The organism is Stenotrophomonas sp. GD03819, from assembly GCF_029841665.1.
GTDB classification, from domain to species: Bacteria; Pseudomonadota; Gammaproteobacteria; order Xanthomonadales; family Xanthomonadaceae; genus Stenotrophomonas; species Stenotrophomonas geniculata.
This window is the reverse complement of the sequence record NZ_JAOCEW010000003.1, coordinates 159,944-177,807: the sequence shown is the minus strand read 5'-3', so window position 1 is coordinate 177,807 and position 17,864 is coordinate 159,944. Positions and strand designations below refer to the sequence as shown.

Annotated in this window: 12 protein-coding genes; all 12 read left to right on the top strand. The window is 69.1% G+C overall.

What is annotated here, in order from left to right; translation table 11 throughout:
* Nucleotides 1-44: 44 nt before the first annotated feature.
* The 12 genes from N5D45_RS03115 (at nucleotide 45) to N5D45_RS03060 (ending at nucleotide 17,856) form a co-directional block, all read left to right on the top strand.
* Complete coding sequence (locus N5D45_RS03115; RefSeq protein WP_279938454.1) at nucleotides 45-7,226, top strand: ESPR-type extended signal peptide-containing protein; 7,182 nt, start codon at nucleotides 45-47, stop codon at nucleotides 7,224-7,226.
* A gap of 157 nt (nucleotides 7,227-7,383) precedes the next feature.
* The gene (locus N5D45_RS03110) at nucleotides 7,384-9,237 is read left to right on the top strand and encodes a S8 family peptidase (protein ID WP_010482036.1); all 1,854 of its coding nucleotides are present in this window, start codon (nucleotides 7,384-7,386) and stop codon (nucleotides 9,235-9,237) included.
* 136 nt (nucleotides 9,238-9,373) lie between these two features.
* Nucleotides 9,374-11,098, top strand: a complete 1,725-nt coding sequence (gspE, locus tag N5D45_RS03105; RefSeq protein WP_043402652.1) for a type II secretion system ATPase GspE — start codon at nucleotides 9,374-9,376, stop codon at nucleotides 11,096-11,098.
* 24 nt (nucleotides 11,099-11,122) lie between these two features.
* Nucleotides 11,123-12,343 (top strand): type II secretion system F family protein, encoded by a 1,221-nt coding sequence (locus N5D45_RS03100; protein ID WP_057504182.1) that lies wholly within the window; start codon nucleotides 11,123-11,125, stop codon nucleotides 12,341-12,343.
* Nucleotides 12,344-12,392: 49 nt separating this feature from the next.
* Nucleotides 12,393-12,836 carry a type II secretion system major pseudopilin GspG gene (gene gspG / locus N5D45_RS03095; protein WP_010482031.1) on the top strand — a complete coding sequence of 148 codons (444 nt, stop codon included), beginning with the start codon at nucleotides 12,393-12,395 and terminating at the stop codon, nucleotides 12,834-12,836.
* A gap of 6 nt (nucleotides 12,837-12,842) precedes the next feature.
* The gene (locus N5D45_RS03090) at nucleotides 12,843-13,337 is read left to right on the top strand and encodes a GspH/FimT family pseudopilin (protein ID WP_010482028.1); all 495 of its coding nucleotides are present in this window, start codon (nucleotides 12,843-12,845) and stop codon (nucleotides 13,335-13,337) included.
* On the top strand, nucleotides 13,334-13,753 hold the full coding sequence (locus N5D45_RS03085) for a prepilin-type N-terminal cleavage/methylation domain-containing protein (RefSeq protein ID WP_010482027.1): 420 nt from the start codon (nucleotides 13,334-13,336) through the stop codon (nucleotides 13,751-13,753). Before N5D45_RS03090 ends, N5D45_RS03085 begins: the two co-directional genes overlap by 4 nt.
* On the top strand, nucleotides 13,750-14,382 hold the full coding sequence (locus tag N5D45_RS03080) for a type II secretion system protein J (protein ID WP_010482024.1): 633 nt from the start codon (nucleotides 13,750-13,752) through the stop codon (nucleotides 14,380-14,382). The genes N5D45_RS03085 and N5D45_RS03080 overlap by 4 nt, the downstream gene beginning before the upstream one ends.
* A complete protein-coding gene (locus tag N5D45_RS03075) occupies nucleotides 14,379-15,242 on the top strand; it encodes a general secretion pathway protein GspK (protein WP_010482023.1) in 864 nt (287 codons plus the stop codon). The genes N5D45_RS03080 and N5D45_RS03075 overlap by 4 nt, the downstream gene beginning before the upstream one ends.
* Nucleotides 15,239-16,384 (top strand): PilN domain-containing protein, encoded by a 1,146-nt coding sequence (locus N5D45_RS03070; RefSeq protein ID WP_019338027.1) that lies wholly within the window; start codon nucleotides 15,239-15,241, stop codon nucleotides 16,382-16,384. Before N5D45_RS03075 ends, N5D45_RS03070 begins: the two co-directional genes overlap by 4 nt.
* Nucleotides 16,365-17,072 (top strand): type II secretion system protein GspM, encoded by a 708-nt coding sequence (gene gspM / locus N5D45_RS03065; protein WP_032952327.1) that lies wholly within the window; start codon nucleotides 16,365-16,367, stop codon nucleotides 17,070-17,072. The genes N5D45_RS03070 and gspM overlap by 20 nt, the downstream gene beginning before the upstream one ends.
* A complete protein-coding gene (locus tag N5D45_RS03060; RefSeq protein ID WP_159359783.1) occupies nucleotides 17,062-17,856 on the top strand; it encodes a general secretion pathway protein GspN in 795 nt (264 codons plus the stop codon). The genes gspM and N5D45_RS03060 overlap by 11 nt, the downstream gene beginning before the upstream one ends.
* Nucleotides 17,857-17,864: the final 8 nt, after the last annotated feature.

Genomic DNA, 17,864 nt, shown 5'->3' with positions numbered 1-17,864 from the left:
TGGCGTTGCTTTGCCCAAAACCAGTCCAATCAGGAGCCGTACCGATGAATCGGATTTATCGCAAGGTCTGGAACAAAGCATTGGGTCAGTTGGTGGTGGCCTCGGAACTGGCTTCCTCCGACAGCAGCAGTGGCGGGGTCGTCGACCAGCGCCGCGATGCGACGCAGGCCACGCCCGCACTGCTGGCGGTGGCACTGGGCCTGGTATTGGGGTTGGGCGTGAGCGGCACCGCCGCAGCACAGTCGGTGCAGATCGGCGGCAGCGCCACCTGCGTGGCATTCAGCGGCAAGCTGCTCGAAAAGTGCCTGATCGAAGGCTCGGCCAGCGCCAAGGGCAGCAACGCGGTGGCGATCGGCAGCAACAGCAGCGCCACTGCCGCCAACAGCGTAGCGCTGGGCGCCGGCTCCAAGGCCACGCGGGCCAACACGGTGTCCGTGGGTGATACCGGCAAGGAACGCCAGATCACCAATGTTGCCGCAGGCACCCAGGCCACCGATGCGGTAAACAAGTCACAGCTGGATGCGCAGGCGCGCGCCACGCAGGCCGCGCTGGCCGATGTCGCCGCAGATGGAAACCGCTATTTCAAGGCCGACGGCGCAGGTGATGACAGCGACGCGGCGAAGATCGACGGACAGGGCGCGGTTGCGGCGGGTGCGGGTGCACAGTCGCTGGCCAACACCACCACCGCCATCGGTACCCAGGCCATTGCCGCGGGCCTGGGCGCAAGCGCGTTCGGCCAGGGCGCATTGGCGATCGGTGATGCCAGCGTGGTGGTCGGGCAGAGCGCTGCCGCGTTCGGTCTTGGTGACACCGCCGTCGGCGCCAGTGCCTATGCCGCAAGCGAGAATGGCGCGGCCACCGCACTGGGTGCCTTGTCCGAAGCCACCGCCGATGGCGCGACCGCTGTCGGAGGCGGTGCCGTGGCGATGGGCCCGGGTAGCACCGCATTGGGCCGCGGCGCCACCGCCGCCAACGAAGCGTCGATCGCAGTCGGTGCGTTCAGCACTGCTGTCGGTGAATACAGCACCGCGCTGGGTTCGAATTCCGCTGCGGTTGCCACCGGCAGCGTGGCGCTGGGCGCGGGTTCGCTGGCCGACCGCGTCGATACCGTGTCAGTCGGTGCCGCCGAATACGGCCTGACCCGGCAGATCACCAGCGTTGCCGCAGGCACCGAAGACAACGATGCAGTCAATGTCGGCCAGCTGAAGGGCGTTGCCGCCGTGGCCGATGCCACCGCCAAGCGCTTCCAGGCCACCGGCAGCAGCAACAGCGATGCCGGTGCACTGGCCGAGGGTGACGATGCACTGGCGGCCGGCGAGGCCGCCAATGCCCTCGGCAACGGCACCACGGCCGTCGGTGCCGGGGCAACGGCGGTCGCGCAGAACGCGACCGCCGTGGGCAACAACGCACTGGCCTCGGGCCAGAACAGTGCCGCGTTCGGCAACAACGCGCAGGCCAACGGTCCAGGCAGCGTTGCCGTGGGTGGCGCTGCGGTGGATGCCGACGGCAACCCGCTGATCACCAGTGGCGGCGTGCCGGTGGAAACCGGCGCGACCAGCGCAGGCGTCGGTGGCACCGCCGTGGGCGCCAGTGCCGAAGCCAGCGGATTTGCGGCGTCGTCCTACGGTGTGGGTGCCTATGCGGCCGGCGCGCAGGCATCCGCGTTCGGTGCGGTGGCCAATGCCATCGGCGACTATTCCACCGCACTGGGTACCCAGAGCAATGCGACCGGCACCAGCAGCGTCGCCATCGGTGGCCCGGCCGACCTGATTCCCGGCCTGGGCTTCTTCGTGCAGACCCAGGCCAGCGGCGAAGCCGCGACCGCCGTTGGTGCCGGCGCCATCGCCAGTGGTGATCGTGCGGTGGCCAACGGCAGCCTGAGCGAAGCCTCAGGTGCTGAAGCCTCCGCTGTTGGCTACTTCGCCTATGCACCGGGTGAGAACGCCAGTGCGCTGGGCGCGCAGACCTGGGCCAGCGGTGCGCAGAGCACTGCAGTGGGTTACTACGCCACCGCACGCGGCACCAACAGCGTCGCGCTTGGCGCGAACTCCGAAGCAGTGCGTGCCAACAGCGTGGCCGTTGGCAGTGCAGGCAACGAGCGGCAGATCACCAGCGTTGCTGCGGGCAGCGAAGCCACCGATGCCGTGAACAAGGCGCAGCTCGATGCCGTGGCCAGCACCGCCGACAGCACCGCGCGCTTCTTCCAGGCACAGCCGGAAGCTGACAGCGATGCCGGCGCGCTGGCCGAGGGCGAGGGCGCTGTCGCCGCCGGTTCGTCGAGCAATGCGATCGGCGCCGGCGCAGTAGCCCATGGCGCGGCTGCGTCGGCCATCGGCGATGACAGCGTGGCCGTGGGCCGCAACAGCGCAGCCACCGGCAATGGCGGTGTCGCCATCGGTGGCCTCGGCCAGGCCTACGACGAGTTCAACCAGCCGATCATCGGTGCCGATGGCACGGCACAGCAGGTGGGCACCACTGCCGTCGCCGATGCCACGGCGGTGGGCAGTGGCGCGCAGGCCACCGGGGCTGCCAGCAGCGCCTTCGGCAACGCGGCCAAGGCCAGTGGTGACAACAGCTTCGCCGCCGGCGGCAAGTCGCGCGCCACCGGCAGCTATGCGGTCGCGGTCGGCGACAGCGCCTTCGCCAGCAGCGATGACAGCACCGCAGTAGGCGGCTACAGCTGGGCCACTGCCAGTGGTGCAGCAGCATTCGGTTCGGGTGCATGGGCCACCGCCACCAATGCCTCGGCGTTCGGTAATGCGGCGTGGGCCAGTGGCAGCGGCGCCACGTCCATCGGTTACAACAGCTGGGCCAACGGTGCCAGTTCCACGGCGGTCGGCCGCGGTGCCTTCGGCTATGGCGACAACAGCGTGGCACTGGGCTTCCAGGCGCTGGGCAACAGCATCAACAGCATCGCCATCGGCACCAATACAGTGGCCGGTGGTGAAAGCGCGATCGCGCTTGGCGCCGGCAGTAACGCCAGCGCCAGCAACGCTGTCGCGCTCGGCGCCGGTTCGGTTGCCAGTCGTGCACGTACGGTATCGGTGGGTAGCAGCGGCAACGAACGCCAGGTCACCAACGTCGCCGCGGGCACCCAGGCCACCGACGCAGTGAACAAGGCACAGCTGGATGCGGTTGCGACCGCCGCCACCACCACCAGTCGCTTCTTCCAGGCCAGCGGCAACGGCGACGACGTAGCCGGTGCACTGGTGGAGGGTGACAACGCACTGGCGGCCGGTGATGCCGCCAACGCCATCGGCAATGGCGCCACCGCACTGGGCAGCGGCGCCAACGCGCTGGCCAGCAACGCACAGGCGCTGGGTTTCAATGCACTTGCAACCGCGGCCAACGCCAGCGCTGTCGGTGCCAACGCACAGGCCACGGGCGAGTACGCCACCGCGCAGGGTGCGGAAAGCGAAGCCAGCGGCGAGCAGAGCGCGGCGTTCGGTGCGGCCAGCATCGCCAGCGGCGCCGGTAGCACTGCCAATGGCGTGCTGTCCGAAGCGTCCGGCGAAGAAGCCGTGGCCGTGGGCTACTTCAGCAATGCCAGCGGCGACGCGGCCACCGCTGTCGGCAGCGAGAGCGTGGCCAGTGGTACGGCGTCGGCGGCCTTCGGTATCGGTGCCGAAGCCAGCGGCGGTTACAGCACTGCCATCGGTGGCTATGCACAGGCCTCGGCCTTCAATGCCACCGCGTTCGGCAACTTCGCCAATGCCTCCGGTTCCAACAGTGTGGCGGTGGGTGGCGATTCGGAAGCCTCCGGCGCCTACAGCACCGCCACCGGCCAGGGCAGCCTGGCGACCGGCACCAACAGCGTCGCCGTGGGTGGTTCGTTGTTCGGCGTGCTGGCCACCGAGGCCTCGGGCAACTACTCCACCGCGGTGGGTGGTGGTGCCTGGTCGGGCGGCATCAACAGCACCGCGCTGGGCAATGCCGCCGAATCGCGCGGTGCCAACAGCGTGGCGCTGGGTGCCGATTCGATCGCCGATCGCGACAACACCGTGTCGGTGGGCGGCGGTGGCAACACCCGCCAGATCACCAATGTGGCCGATGGAACGCAGGGCAATGATGCGGTCAACAAGAACCAGCTCGACGCCGTCGCCGCGGCAGCGGAAAAGACCCGCCGGCAGTTCCAGGCCAGCGGCAACGCCGACGGTGAAACCGGCGCGCTGGTGGAGGGTGACAACGCGCTGGCGGCCGGTGATGCGGCCAACGCGATCGGCAACGGTGCCACCGCGCTCGGCAGCGGTGCCAATGCGCTGGCCGCCAACGCCACCGCCGTGGGCATCGATGCGCTGGCCACCGGCAGCAACGCGGCTGCCCTGGGCAGCACGGCACAGGCCACCGGCGAGGACAGCCTGGCCCTGGGCAGCGGTGCCGGCGCCAGCGAGGTTGGTGCAAGCGCGGTGGGGGCGCGTGCACAGGCCAGCGGCGCCTACAGCACGGCCACAGGTACAGAAGCCAATGCCAGCGGCGGGCAGGCGCTCGCAAGCGGTTTCCGCAGCGCGGCTTCGGCTGATGGCACCACCGCAGTGGGTGGCTACGCCGAAGCCAGCGGCCGCCTCGGCACCGCCCTGGGCTATGGCTCGGCGGCCAGCGCTGCCAACACCACTGCAGTCGGCTTCGGTGCCGCGGCGGCCGGTACCGGTGCCGTTGCCGTGGGTCAGTCCAGCGAGGCCAGTGGCGAGGAGAGCGTGGCCATCGGCGGCAGCACCTTCTTCGGCCTGATCCCGTCGCGTGCCAGTGGGACCGGTGCGGCGGCGTTCGGCGCCGGTGCATGGGCCACCGAGGACTACGCGACCGCGATTGGCTGGAACTCGTGGGCGGCCGGCAGCAGCGCCACCGCGCTGGGTGCCAACGCCACTGCCAATGGCAGCAACAGCGTCGCGCTCGGCGCCGGCTCCAAGGCTGGCCGTGACAACACCGTAGCCGTCGGCAAGGCCGGCGGTGAGCGCCAGGTGACCCACGTCGCGGCCGGCACCGAAGCCACCGATGCGGTGAACAAGGACCAGCTGGATGCGGTTGCCAGCGTCGCCGACAAGACCAGCCGGCAGTTCCAGGCCAGCGGCAATGCCGATGGCGAAGCCGGTGCACTGGTGGACGGCGACAACGCACTGGCTGCCGGCAATGCGGCCAACGCCATCGGCAACGGCGCCACCGCGCTGGGTAGTGGCGCCAATGCCATGGCCGCCAATGCCACTGCCGTGGGCTTCGATGCGCTGGCCACCGGCAACAATGCGGCGGCGCTCGGCAACGCGGCGCAGGCCGGAGGTGTCGACAGCGTAGCCGTGGGCAGTGGCGCCAGCGCCAGCGAACTCGGCGCCAGTGCTACCGGCGCCGGTGCACAGGCCAAGGGTGCCTACAGTACCGCCAGCGGTGCGCAGGCCACAGCCAGCGGCACCCAGTCACAGGCCAGTGGTTTCCGCGCCAATGCCTCGGCCGATGGTGCGTCTGCGCTGGGCAGCTATGCCGAGGCCAGCGGTCGCCTGGGTACCGCGGCCGGCTACGGCAGCAAGGCAACCGGCGCCAATGCCACGGCGGTAGGTGTGAGTGCCACCGCCAGTGCCGCAGGCAGCGTGGCGTTGGGCGCGGGCTCGGTCGCCGACCGTGCCAATACTGTGTCGGTCGGCAGCGCGAGCAGTGATCGTCAGATCACCCGTGTCGCTGCCGGTACCGAGCGCACCGATGCGGTCAATCGCGGCCAGCTCGATGCGGTCGCGGCGACCGCCGATGGCACGGCCCGCTACGTCAAGGCCACCGGCGCAGGTACCGCCAGTGCCAACGGCAGCGATGCCGCCGCGATCGGGTCGGCAGCCACTGCCAGCGGCGCACGCAGCAATGCCCTGGGTGCCAACGCGATGGCCATCGGCAACGGTGCCCTGGCACTGGGCACCAGCGCCGGCGCATCGGGCGCGAACTCGGTGGCGCTGGGTGCCGGTTCGCGTGCACTCGATGCCAACGTGGTGTCGGTCGGCGGTGGCAATGGCACCGATGGTCCGGCCACGCGCCGCATCGTCAATGTGGCCGATGGCCGCATCGCCGCCGGCAGCAGCGATGCCATCACCGGTTCGCAGCTCAACGTCACCAACCAGCGGGTGGGCGCGGTGGAAACCCGCGTCGGTGATTTCGATTCGCGCATCGCCACCGTGGAAACCACGGCGGCCAGCGCGGTCAGCTATGACGACGCCAGCCGTGACCGCCTGACCCTGTCCGGTTTCCAGGGCACCACCATCGACAACGTCGGTGCCGGCAGCATCGCTGCGGGCAGTCGCCAGGCGATCAACGGCGGCCAGCTGTTCCAGTCGCTCAGTGATGCCGCCAGCTTCCTCGGCGGTGGTGCCAGCGTTGGCATGCAGGGTGTGTTCGTGGCGCCGAACTATGTGATCCAGGGCGCCACCTACAGCAATGTCGGCGATGCGCTCGGCGCGCTGGACCGCAAGGTCAGCGAGATCGACCGCCGCACCGCCGGTGGCACGCGTGCCGGGACTGCCAGCCTGCGCGCAATGAGTACCCCGCTGGATGACAGCCCGCTGGCCAGCGCCGCCGATGCACCTGCAACGGCCGACGCGGCACCGGCCAGCACCGCGCGCGTGCAGGGCACGCCGACCGCTGCCGCCGCCGGTGCCGGGATTCCGGTCGGCACCCCGGCGACGGGCTTCAACGCCGTCGCCATGGGCGAGGGCGCCGTTGCCAGTGGCGCCTCGTCCACCGCCATCGGCCAGGGCGCCAATGCCACCGCGGCGAACGCGGTGGCACTGGGGCAGGGCTCGGTTGCCGATCGTGCCAACACGGTCTCGGTGGGCAGTGAAGGCAACGAGCGCCAGGTCACCAACGTGGCGGCCGGTACCACGGCCACCGATGCGGTCAACAAGGGCCAGCTCGACCGTGGCATGGCCACGGCCAACAGCTACACCGACAGCCGCGTCCAGGCCGTCGCCGACAGCTTCGATGTGTTCAAGGGCGAAATCGACGGACGCCTGCGCCACATGGATCGCCGCATCGACCGCCAGGGGGCGATGAGCGCGGCGATGCTCAACATGGCCACCAGTGCCGCCGGTATCCGCACCCAGAACCGGGTCGGCGTCGGCATTGGCTTCCAGGGCGGCGAGTCGGCGCTGTCGCTGGGCTACCAGCGTGCGATCAGCGATCGCGCCACGGTGACCTTCGGTGGTGCCTTCAGCAGCGACGACAGCTCGGTTGGCGTCGGTGCCGGCTTCGGCTGGTAAGCCACTCCATCGCGCCGGCGGCCACCCACGCCGGCGCAGCACCTGCAGTGAGGGCCTGGGGGGAGGTCACGGCAATCCCGGCTGGGCCGGCCGGGAGTCGTCAAGGAATGATGGCCGCAGTGTTGGTTCGATCCATGACCCAGAAGAGGAATTCGACGTGATCAAGAAGCAGAACCTTCGCATCAATGTGCTTGCCGCCGCCGTGCTGTCGATGACGGCTGTCGGTGCCGTCCACGCCGCTGGACTGCCGACCCGTGAACCGGTGCGCCAGGCCAGCACCGCCCAGCCGGGAACCGAGCGCATCATCGTCAAGTACCGGGCCGGTGCTGCTGCCGCCACTGACCGCTCGGCGAAGCTGTCCACCGTGCAGTCCGCACTGACCCGTGCCAGCCTCTCCGGCGGCACATCCCGCGCCAGCACGCTCGGCCCGCAGGTGGTCCGCAAGCTGTCTACCGGGGCGGACCTCATCCGTGTGCAGGGCCGCCTGGCCCCGGCCGAACTGCAGCGCGTACTGAAGGAGCTGAAGGCCGACCCGTCGGTGCAGTACGCCGAAGCCGACGTGAAGCTGCGCCGCACCGAACTGCGTGCCGGCAACGTACAGCCGGCGCTGGTGCCGAACGATCCCTTCTACCAGCAGAACCAGTGGCATCTGCATAATGCGGTCGGCGGCATCAACGCACCGGCGGCATGGGATGTCTCGCAGGGTGAGGGCATCGTGGTGGCGGTGATCGATACCGGCATCCTGCCGCAGCATCCGGACCTGGTCGGCAACCTGCTGGAGGGTTATGACTTCATCAGCGACGCGGAGACCTCGCGGCGCCCGACCAATGATCGCGTGCCGGGTGCGCAGGACTACGGTGATTGGGTCGAGAATGACAACGAGTGCTATGACGGTTCGCTGGCCGAGGACAGTTCCTGGCACGGCACCCACGTCGCCGGCACCGTGGCCGAGCAGACCAACAACGGCGTCGGCATGGCCGGTGTCGCCTACAAGGCCAAGGTACTGCCGGTGCGCGTGCTCGGTAAGTGCGGTGGCTACCTGTCCGACATCGCCGATGCGGTGGTCTGGGCATCGGGTGGCACGGTGGCCGGCATTCCGGCCAACACCAATCCGGCCGAGATCATCAACATGAGCCTGGGTGGCGGTGGCGCCTGCGCCAGCACCTACCAGGACGCGATCAACGGCGCGATCTCGCGCGGTACCACCGTGGTGGTGGCGGCCGGCAATGAAGCCGACAACGCGTCCAAGTACCAGCCGGCCAGCTGCGAAGGCGTGGTGACCGTGGGTGCCACCCGCATCACCGGTGGCATCACCTACTACTCCAACTACGGCACCCGCGTGGACCTGTCCGGTCCGGGTGGCGGTGGCAGTGTGGACGGCAACCCGGGCGGCTACATCTGGCAGACCGGCTCCAATGCGGCCACCACGCCGGAATCGGGCACGCCGGGCTACATGGGCATGGGCGGTACCTCGATGGCCTCGCCGCATGTGGCCGCCGTTGCCGCACTGGTGCAGAGCGCGCTGATCGCCAAGGGCAAGGATCCGTTGACCCCGGCCGCGATGCGTACCCTGTTGAAGGAAACCGCACGTCCGTTCCCGGTCGCCATTCCGGCGGCGACCCCGATCGGTACCGGTATTCTCGATGCCAAGGCCGCGCTGGCCAAGGCACTGGAAGAACCGTGCACCGAGAACTGCGGGCCGGTGGCCACGCCGCTGACCAACAAGGCCGCCGTGGGTGGCCTGAACGGTGCCGCCGCCAGCAGCCGCCTGTACAGCTTCGAAGCCGTCGCCGGCAAGCAGCTCAGCGTGATCACCTACGGTGGCACCGGCAATGTCTCGGTCTACATCGCGCAGGGGCGTGAACCGAGCGCCAGCGACAACGACGCCAAGTCGACCCGTCCGGGCACGTCCGAGACGGTGCGGGTGAACAAGCCGGTGGCCGGTACCTACTACATCAAGGTAGTCGGCGAAGCGGCCTACAACGGCGTGAGCATCCTTGCCACGCAGTAAGCTGGAACTGTCGTAATTGAATGGCCGAAGCCCGTCATCCCGTGTGACGGGCTTCGTCTTTTTACGAAAGGTGGTGGAGGGGCGGCGGAAATCATGGCTTAACTGTTAAAGTCGAGCCGATTGACAGGAGAGTCATGTGAACGCGCTTGCTGCTACCGCCGCTGCCGACAACGCTGAAGGCCGCATCCTGGATGCGCTGCTGGCGCGCGGCCGGCTGAAGGAAGGCGATCTGGCACGTGCGCGGCCGCTGCACGCAGAGGCCGGCGGCAGCCTGCTGGGCCTGCTGGTGCGGCTGGGGCTGGTGTCCGAGCGTGACCAGGCACAGGCCAGCGCCGAAGTGCTGGGCCTGCCGCTGCTGGAAGGCAAGCAGCTGCCGGAAGCACCGCCACAAGGGCTGGCGGAAGGCCTGCCGTTGTCACTGCGCTTCCTCAAGCAGTTCCACGTCTGCCCGCTGGCCCTGGATGAACAGGGCGTACGGCTGTGGCTGGCCGACGCCCATGATCCCTACCCGCAGCAGGCGGTGCAGCTGGCACTGGGCGTGCCGGTGACGCCGGTGCTGGGCATGCGTGCGGAGATCGATGACCTGGTCGAGCGCTGGTTCGGCCAGGGCCGCAGCGCGATGGGCGCGATCGTCGAAACCGCCGATGGCGAGGGCGGTGCGGTCGATGACATCGAGCACCTGCGCGACCTCGCCTCGGAAGCGCCGGTGATCCGCCTGGTCAACCTGGTGATCCAGCGTGCAGTGGAGCTGCGCGCTTCGGACATCCATGTCGAACCATTCGAGAGCCGGCTGAAGGTGCGCTACCGCGTCGACGGTGTACTGGTGGAGGGCGAAAGCCCGCCGGCCAACCTCACCGCGGCGGTGATCAGCCGCATCAAGATCATGGCCCGGCTCAACATCGCAGAGCGCCGCCTGCCGCAGGATGGCCGCATCATGCTGCGCGTGCAGGGCAAGGAGCTGGACCTGCGCGTGAGCACGGTCCCGACCGCGCACGGCGAAAGCGTGGTGATGCGATTGCTGGACCGCGAAACGGTGGTGTTCGATTTCCACCGCCTCGGCTTCACCGATGCGTTCCTGCCGCAGTTCCGCAAGGTGCTGGAGCAGCCGCATGGCATCCTGCTGGTGACCGGCCCCACCGGCTCGGGCAAGACCACCACGCTGTATACCGCGCTGAGCCAGCTCAATACCGCCGACGTCAAGATCATCACGGTCGAAGACCCGGTGGAATACCAGATCGAGGGCATCAACCAGATCCAGGCCAAGCCGCAGATCGGCCTGGACTTCGCCAACGCCCTGCGCAGCATCGTGCGCCAGGATCCGGACATCATCATGATCGGCGAAATGCGCGACCTGGAAACCGCGCGCATTGCGATCCAGTCGGCGTTGACCGGCCACCTGGTGCTGTCCACCCTGCATACCAACAACGCAGCGGGTGGCATCACCCGCCTGCTCGACATGGGCGTGGAAGACTACCTGCTCACGTCCACCATCAACGGCATCCTCGCCCAGCGCCTGGTGCGCCGGCTGGAACCGACCCACGCCGAGCGCTATGAGGCCTCGCCGGAGGAAATCGAACGATTCGAACTGCGCCGCCTGCAGCCGGAAGGGCCGATCCACCTGTATCGCCCGAAGCCCTCCGCGCTGGCGCCGACCGGTTATCTCGGCCGCACCACCATCATGGAATTCCTGGTGATGAACGATGCGCTGCGGCGCGCGGTGATGCGCCGCGATGGCATGGGCGAGATCGAACGCATCGCCCGCGAAGCGGGCATGCGCACGATGTACGAAGATGGCCTGTCCAAGGCCCTCAGTGGCCAGACGACCATCGAGGAAGTCCTGCGTGTCACCGAGGAAAGCTGATGCGCGCAGGACGCCGGGGCTGACATGCCGACCTACCGTTACAAGGCACTGAATCCGCACGGCGAGATCTTCGACGGGCAGATGGAAGCGGCCAGCGAGGCCGAACTGGTCGCGCGCCTGCAGGACCAGGGTCATCTGCCGATGGAAACGCAGCTGGCCGATGGCGGTGCGATCGGCGGCAGTACCTGGCGCAACCTGTTCCGCCAACGGCCGCTGCAGGGCGCGGCATTGCTGCAGTTCACCCAGCAGCTGGCGACACTGCTCGGTGCAGGCCAGCCGCTGGATCGCGCGCTGTCGATCCTGCTCGGCCTGCCGGAAGACGAACGCTCGCGCCGTGCGATCACCGACATCCGCGATGTGGTGCGCGGTGGTGCGCCGCTGTCGACCGCACTGGAGCGCCAGCATGGGTTGTTCTCGCGCCTGTACGTGAACATGGTGCGTGCCGGTGAGGCCGGCGGCAGCCTGCACGAAACCCTGCAGCGCCTGGCCGACTACCTCGAACGCAGCCGGGCCCTGCAGGGCAAGGTGATCAACGCGCTGGTGTACCCGGCCATCCTGCTGGTGGTGGTGGGCGGTGCGCTGCTGTTCCTGCTCGGCTACGTGGTGCCGCAGTTCGCGCAGATGTACGAGAGCCTGGATGTTGCGCTGCCGTGGTTCACCAACGCGGTATTGCAGCTGGGCCTGTTCGTGCGTGACTGGTGGGTGTTGCTGCTGGTGGTGCCGGCAGTACTTGCGCTGTTCTTCGAACGCAAGGCACGGCAACCGGCCTTCCGGCTGGCGCTGGATGGCTGGCTGCTGCAGCGTCGCAGCATCGGCCGCCTGCTGGGTGAACTGGAAACCGCGCGGCTGGCCCGCACGCTGGGCACCCTGCTGCGCAATGGGGTGCCGCTGCTGGGTGCCCTGGGCATCGCCCGCAACGTACTGGGCAACCGCGCGCTGGCCGCCGATGTGGAAGCTGCCGCGGATGAAGTGAAGAATGGTACCGGCCTGTCGCTGGCACTGTCGCGCGGCAAGCGTTTCCCGCGCCTGGCGCTGCAGATGATCCAGGTCGGCGAGGAATCCGGTGCACTCGATACCATGCTGCTGAAAGCGGCCGATACCTTCGAACAGGACAGCGCCCGGCGCATCGACCGCCTGCTGGCGGCGATGGTGCCGGCGATCACCCTCGTACTGGCCTCGGTGGTCGGCGCGGTGATCGTCGCCGTGCTGGTGCCGCTGTACGACCTGACCAATGCCATCGGTTGACGATGGATCCCTACGCAACCCCGACACTCCGCAACTGAAAGGACCGACCATGATTGCTTCCCGTCGACCGATCCGCCTTTCCTTCACCGCCGCGCGCAACCAGTCGGGCATGAGCCTGCTGGAGATCATCATCGTCATCGTGCTGATCGGCGCGGTGCTGACCCTGGTCGCCAGCCGCGTGCTGGGTGGCGCCGACCGCGGCAAGGCCAACATCGCCAAGGCACAGGTGCAGACCGTCGCATCCAAGGTCGACAACTACCAGATCGATACCGGCAAGCTGCCCGGCTCGCTCAATGATCTGGTGACTGCACCGGCTGGCGTCGGTGGCTGGTTGGGCCCGTATGCCAAGCCGGCCGATCTGAACGACCCGTGGGGCCATGCGCTGGAGTACCGCACGCCGGGCGAAGGCCAGCCGTATGAGCTGATCAGCCTGGGCAAGGATGGCAAGGCCGGCGGCAGCAGCGTCGACGCTGACATCCGCTACCAGCCGTAACCGGGCATGTCGCATTTCCTGCCGCGCCGGTTGCCACGCCCGCGCCTGCCCGGCAGGCGCGCAGCGGGCCTGTCGCTGCTGGAAATGCTGCTGGTGATCGCGCTGATCGCCGCGATCGGCCTGATCACCGCTGCCGGCCTGTCGCGCGGTTTTGCCGGCATGCAGCTGCGCAGCGCTGGCAAGGACATCGCCAACCAGCTGCGCGTGGTGCGCGCGCAGGCGATCGCCCGGGGCGAACCGCAGCGCTTTGTCATCGAGCCGGCCAAGCGGCGCTGGGAAGGCGCCAACCAGCGCCACGGCGACGTGCCGGCACAGCTGCAGGTCCAGTTCGAAGGCGCCGCGCAGCTGGCCACCGCGCCAGGGCAGGGCGTGATCGAGTTCCATCCCGACGGCGGCTCCAGCGGCGGTCGCATCCGGCTGCAGCGTGATGATGCCGAATGGCGCATCGACGTGGGTTGGCTGACCGGTGAGGTCCGCTCCGGCCCCTGGCGGGCGCAATGAAGCGGCGCGCCCGCGGCTTCACCCTGCTGGAAGTGATCATCGCCTTTGCCCTGCTCGGGCTGGCGCTGACCCTGCTGCTGGGCAGCCTGTCAGGCGGCGCCAGGCAGGTGCGTGAGGCCGAACTGCGCACGCGCGCAATACTGCATGCGCAGTCGTTGCTGGCCGAAACCGGCGTCGCCACGCCGCTGCAGGTGGGCAGCCAGCAGGGCGACTGGGAGCAGGGACGCTACCACTGGGAACTGCAGGTGCAGCCGTGGGTGGAGCCACGTGCAGGCAGCGTCGTGCAGACACAGTCAGCCGGTGCCCCCTGGCTGGCCGAACTGCAGCTGCAGGTGCGTTGGGGTGACAGCGAACGCGAGCAGCTGCGCTGGCGCAGCCTGCGCCTGCTGCCGCCGGATCTGGAGCGTGCGCGATGACGCGCCGTGCTGCAGGTTTCACGCTGGTTGAAGTGATGCTGGCCACGGTGCTGTTGGCCGGTGGCCTGGCGCTGGCGTTCGCCAGCGTGCGCTCGGCGATGGCGGTCAGCCAGCGTGGCGAGCAGATTGCGGCCGAGAGTGAGCGCATGCGCGCGGTGCAGGCCCTGTTGCGGCGGCAGCTGGCCGGTGCGCTGCGCACGCCGCTGGAAGTCCCCGATCCCACCCGCGAACCGATCTTCTTCCAGGGCGAAGAACAGCGCATGATGTTCGCCGCTGATCTCCCGGGTTACCTCGGCCGTGGCGGAGCCTACCTGCACGCGCTGCAGGTGGACGGCCGCGATGGCCAGCAGCGCCTGCTGCTGGACCTGGTGCTGCTGCAGGAAGGCGAGCGCATCGCCGAAAATCCGCCGCGCCCACCGGAAGTGCTGGTGGAGAACCTGAAGTCGGTGCAGCTGCGCTATCGCGGCATCGATGCCAGTACCGGCCAGATGAGCGACTGGATGCCGCGCTGGGACGATACCCGTCGTCTGCCGATGCTGGTGGAGATCCAGATCGTGCCCGCCAAGGGGGCGCCCTGGCCCACGCTGGTGGTGGCACCGCGCGCTGGCGGCAGCGGAGGCGCGCGATGAACCGGCAACACGGTGCGGCACTGGTCCTGGTGCTGTGGTTGATCGCATTGATGACCGCGCTGGTCGGTGCGTTCGCGCTGAGCGCACGGGTCGAGCATCTGCAGCAGCGGGTGCTGGATGACGACGCACGCGGCCAGGAACGGGCGCGCGCCGGCCTGGAGTACGCGCTGCTGCGGCTGTCCGCCGATCCGCTGCGGGCGCCCTGGCGTGCCGATGGCCGCACCTACCGCTGGCAGTTCGATGACGCCAGCATCGAGATCAAGGTGCTGGACGAGAACGGCAAGATCAACCTGAACCTGGCCGACGTGACCCTGCTGACCGCGTTCCTCAAGGCGCTCGGCGAAGACGAAGGGGCGGCCCGGCAGATGGCCGGCGCCATTGTCGACTGGCGTGATGAAGACAGCCTGCTGCAGCCGGGTGGTGGCGCCGAAGCGCCGGACTATGCGGCGGCCGGGTTGCCGTATGGCCCGCGCAACAAGCGTTTCGAGACGCTCGGCGAACTGCAGCGGGTACTGGGGATGCGCGGTCCGCTGTACAAGGCCATGCTGCCGCACCTGACCCTGTACAGCCGCCAGGCGCGCCCGGATCCCCAGTTCGCCAGCGCGCCGGTGCTGACCGCACTGGGCCTGGATGCGGATACCGTGCTGGCGCAGCGCGCGCAGCAGGAGCGTGACGCAGATACCGCTGGCGGTGCGACAACGCTTGCCAGCAGCAGCGGCACCTATAGTATCGAGTCTCGTGCAACCGATGGCAGTGGACGCCGGTCGGTGTTGCAGGCAGTGGTACGCAATGGCTCGGGCGGGGTTCCCGGGCGGTCCTACACAGTGCTTCGCTGGGAGCAGGGAATGACAGCAAGATGACGGCATGGCAGGACAGTGTGCGGCAGGTGCAGGGCCGGATCGGCCCTGGCGCCGGCCGTTTCCTGCGCTGGTGGCGGCAATCGCTGCTGGCCTGGGTGCCGGCGCGTTGGCAGTGGGCACTGGGCTGGGCACAGGCGCGCCTGCTGCTGCAGCGCCAGGGTGACCAGCTGCAGGTCTGGCGAGAGGCCGGTGAGCGCCGCGAAGCGGTCGCCAGCGTGCCGTGGCCGCTGTCGCCGGCCGAACTGGACCGCGTGCTGGAACCGCGACTGCGCAGCCTGCCGCGGGCGTGGCTGCTGCCGGCCAGCGAAGTATTGCGTCGTCATCTGCGCCTGCCTGCGGCTGCGGCCGACCGCCTGCGCGCCGTGGTCGGTTTCGAGATCGACCGCCAGACGCCGTTCGAATCCAGCCAGGTCAGCTATGACGTGCGTGAACTCGGGAGCGCGGCCGAAGGCCAGCTGCAGGTCGAACTGGTTGCCTGGCCATTGCGCCAGCTTGAAGCGTGGCGCGCCAGCGTGGGCGAGTGGGCCGATGCGCTGGCCGGTGTCGATGCCATCGACGCCCACGGTGACCCCCTGCAGGTGAATCTGTTGCCGCCGGGGCAGCGCCAGCTGCGGGTGGATCCGACGCGGCGCTGGAATGTGCTGCTGGCCGTGGCCGCGCTGGTGATGCTGGTGCTGGCGGCCCTGCAGCTGCTCGACAACCGCCGTGCCGCCGCCGATGAGCTGCGTGCGCAGGTTGAACGCAGTGCGCGCAGTGCGCGTGGTGTCGCCAGCGAACGCGCGCAGCTGCAGGCACTGATCGATGGTGCCGCATTCCTGGAAAAGCAGCGCAGCCAGCGCGCCGGAACGGTGGAAATCTGGAATGAACTGACCCGGCGCCTGCCGGAGGGCACCTACCTGGAAAAGCTGGCCATCGAGAACAACAACCTGCAGCTGATCGGCCTGAGCCGCGAGGCCTCGCAGCTGGTGCAGCTGCTGCAGGATGCGCCGCAGTGGCGCAAGGTCAATCTGACCGGCGTACTGCAGGCCGATGGCGCCGCCAGTGGCCGTGACCGCTTCACCATGACCGCCGAACTGCAGCCGTTGCCGGCTGCGGCCCCGACCCGGGAGGCGGCCGATGCCGATGCCAAGCGCACGCCGTGACCGCTGGCTGGCACTGGCGCTGCTGCTGGCAGTGCTGGGCCTGGCCTACCTGCTGCTGGTGCACCCCTGGTTCACCCAGCCGCTGCGCGAAATCGATGCCGACGTGGCCGCCCTGCGCGAGCGCGAACAGCGCGTGCAGGCGCAGCTGCAGCAGCAGCCGCAGATCGAACAACGCCTGCGCGCCACCCGCGAGGCACTGCAGCAGCGGCCGGGCTTCCTGCGTGAAGCCACCGCCGAAGCTGCAGCCGCTGCGCTCGGCGCGAAGCTGCAGGATGCGGTGGCGATGGCCAGCCCGGGCAACCGCAGCTGCACCATCAGCAACCGCACGCCACTGACCGACAACCGTCGTGACGCCGAGTTCGTGCGCGTTGCCATGCAGGTGCGCCTGCGTTGCGGTGTGGCCGAACTGGCCACGGTGCTGCACAGCCTGGAAACCGGCAGCCCGCGCCTGTTCGTCGACAACCTCAACCTGATCGCGCAGCGCTTTCAGCAGTCGCCGAATGAATCCGGGCTGGGCCTGGACGTGTCGTTCGAACTGGCCGGCTACCTGCTGCCCGGTGCCGCTGCCGATGGCGCTGCGCCGGCACCTGCAGCCGAGCCGGGCGCGGCGCCGCAACCGCCTTCGGCTGCACCGGCACCCTCACCGGCTGTGCCGGAAGAGGGGCAGGAGGTGGCCGATGAAGCTTGAGCAGATCAGCCTGCGCACCGGTTTCCTGCTGGCACTGGCCGGCTGGGCGGCAGCGGTCTGGCTGGCCACCGGCTTCGGCCTGGGCAGCCAGCTGCCAGGTGCCGATGGCGATGCCGATGCAGTGCCTTCGTTGCCGGTGCTGCCGCCGTTGGCCGCAGAACGCATGGCCAGCGCCGACAGCTACAGTGCCATCGGCGAGCGACCGCTGTTCGCCGAGGACCGCAGGCCGAAGCCCTACCTGCTCGGTGGCAGCGAGCCTGCCGCCAGCGCCGCGCTGCGCCTGACCGGCGTGCTGCTGACCGGCGACTTCGGCATGGCCACCTTCACCACCGAACAGAACCGTTCGTTGCGCCTGCGCCTCAACGGTGAAGCCGTCGACGGCTGGCAGCTGGTGGCACTGCAGCCGCGCCAGGCCACCGTGATCGGCCCCGGTGGCAACCAGGTGCTGGAACTGGCGGTCTTCAACGGCCAGGGCGGTGAGCCGCCGACCGTGCTGCGCGGCGCCAACGGTGCGCCGCCGGCAGGTGCGATCGTTGTGCCGCCCCCGGCAGGTGCTCCGCCGACACCGCCGCCGGCTGCGGCAACCCCATCGCCGTCGCCTGCTGCCAGTACGCCCGCGCCCTCGGCTGCGGCGGCCACCACACCGCCTGCCACCAACAACGGCCCCAGCGAAGCGCAGATGCAGGCCATCCGCGAACGCATCCAGGCCCGTCGCCGCCAGCTGCAGCAACAACAACAGCAGCAACAACCGTCGCCGCCCCCGGGCGATGGCACCAACCGATAGAGTGAATG

Coding starts and splice junctions, on each gene's coding strand:
- N5D45_RS03090 (WP_010482028.1), top strand. CDS start 12,843: ATGTCGCATTTCCTGCCGCGCCGGTTGCCACGCCCGCGCCTGCCCGGC.
- gspG (WP_010482031.1), top strand. CDS start 12,393: ATGATTGCTTCCCGTCGACCGATCCGCCTTTCCTTCACCGCCGCGCGC.
- N5D45_RS03060 (WP_159359783.1), top strand. CDS start 17,062: ATGAAGCTTGAGCAGATCAGCCTGCGCACCGGTTTCCTGCTGGCACTG.
- N5D45_RS03070 (WP_019338027.1), top strand. CDS start 15,239: ATGACGGCATGGCAGGACAGTGTGCGGCAGGTGCAGGGCCGGATCGGC.
- gspM (WP_032952327.1), top strand. CDS start 16,365: ATGCCAAGCGCACGCCGTGACCGCTGGCTGGCACTGGCGCTGCTGCTG.
- N5D45_RS03080 (WP_010482024.1), top strand. CDS start 13,750: ATGACGCGCCGTGCTGCAGGTTTCACGCTGGTTGAAGTGATGCTGGCC.
- N5D45_RS03085 (WP_010482027.1), top strand. CDS start 13,334: ATGAAGCGGCGCGCCCGCGGCTTCACCCTGCTGGAAGTGATCATCGCC.
- N5D45_RS03100 (WP_057504182.1), top strand. CDS start 11,123: ATGCCGACCTACCGTTACAAGGCACTGAATCCGCACGGCGAGATCTTC.
- N5D45_RS03115 (WP_279938454.1), top strand. CDS start 45: ATGAATCGGATTTATCGCAAGGTCTGGAACAAAGCATTGGGTCAGTTG.
- N5D45_RS03075 (WP_010482023.1), top strand. CDS start 14,379: ATGAACCGGCAACACGGTGCGGCACTGGTCCTGGTGCTGTGGTTGATC.